We start from the raw sequence: 1,594 nt of genomic DNA, 5'->3' as shown, positions 1-1,594 counted from the left end.
CCTTAAATCCGCAACTCCATTCCCGAAGTGCTACCTACATAAAGAGAAATGGACTTTTGATTCGTAAGATAACCATTAAGTCCTCGCGTCCGTTTCAATGCGCATACCATCCCCTTACCCCATAAAGCGACTTGAGGCAATACGCAATCAGTGGCCATCAAGTGATGTAAATCATCCGGAAGAAGTTTTGAAGGCTTCTGCATATGCATGGTTGTCGGTGTAGATATTCAGCACACATTGCCTTGCGGTCTTAATCCACTTGGCAGGTACTGAAATGAATTTGAAGACAAACGTCTTGATACGGCTGGTTTCCTTGAGCCCGAACTTCTTCACTTCAATCCTTTGCATGATGGCCTTGTAGAAATTGCGTATCAGTGCCGTCAGGAGCAGGAACACGGTATTTTCCGCCATGAAGGATTTAGGCAGTCTGTCCCATCCAAACCCATTGTTCATGTCATCAAAGACGCGTTCCTTGCCACCGCGCATGTTATAGAACTCCACGATGTCCCTCATGGATGATTCGTAATCGTTGGTCAGGATGCAGCGGTATGTATATTCCCCCTCCCACAGGTCCGGTCCACTGCCCATGCGTCTCTGTCTCTGGATTACCAGGCGATACGGTTTGCCCTTCCACTTCTCAACGAGAATGGAGTTCAACTCAAACACGATGCCGTTTATCTCTTCCTTCTTCCACCCTCTGAGCGCGAAGATGTCATCATAGAGCGAGCAGCAGCGGTTGGCGCGTATGTAGAATGTCCTGCAATGCTTCCTGACCTCATCCACAATGTCTTCAGAGCATGAGCCGCAGTCGGCCCTGAAGCGTTTGACTGTCAGCTTCTTCTCTTCAAGTCTCTCCAAAATCCTCTTTAGCGTGTCCTTCTGGTGAAAGCGTACATTGGTGTTGCCGTCGCTGTTCTCTATGCCGACAATCATGTCGCCGATAACGGCCACACCGGACCTGTAACCAAGAAATTTCTTGTACGTGGGCTTTGCATCGTACTTCTCCGCCTCAATGAACTGGTGGTCAAAGTCAACGTCATACTCCCCGCCCTCTTTCAACTGCCCTGTGGACAACAGGCAATTCAGGAGCAATGTGTTGAGTGTGTCTGCCGTATTGAAATCATAGGACTTTCCGGCATCAGACGTGTATGAGATGTTTTCCCGGGTCAGTTCGTTTATTGCCCTAAGGATGGTGTCGGCGCTACAGGTGCGGAGTGTGGGGTGAAGGGAAAGATGACTCATTAAGTGGGCGGTGACATCCTCAACGCAAGAACCGCCGCAGAAGTAAACGCATAGGAGGGAGCGGATGATTTCGCTGTATTGATAACCATAGAGTTTGCATCTCAACCCAAGTGTTGAGTCAATTGTAGAGGAGAGAAGGGAGGTAAATTGCTCCATGATTGGAAATATGCCTCCAAAAGGAGTGAGTCTTTCGGATTTTATTGCTACCTTTGCCATGCCTGTTGCGGTTTTCTTTGTCTTTGGATTCGCAACACTAAGGTAAGTGAAAACGCTGACATGGCAAAAACCTGGGCAACAAAATGTTGCTCAGGAACTTATAAAAATAATTATCAATTATGTTGCGGAATTAAGG

The 1,594-nt window shown here is 47.7% G+C and carries 1 protein-coding gene; it reads right to left on the bottom strand.

The window, feature by feature from the left end:
• Positions 1–171 precede the first annotated feature (171 nt).
• Complete coding sequence (locus DEM91_RS12450; protein ID WP_007567149.1) at positions 172–1,458, bottom strand: IS1380-like element IS615 family transposase; 1,287 nt, start codon at positions 1,456–1,458, stop codon at positions 172–174.
• Positions 1,459–1,594: the final 136 nt, after the last annotated feature.

Origin of the sequence: Prevotella sp. TCVGH (genome assembly GCF_023522295.1) — a bacterium.
In the GTDB taxonomy this organism is placed as follows: Bacteria; Bacteroidota; Bacteroidia; order Bacteroidales; family Bacteroidaceae; genus Prevotella; species Prevotella timonensis.
The sequence above is the reverse complement of the archived record's forward strand: the minus strand, read 5'-3'. Positions and strand labels throughout refer to the sequence as shown.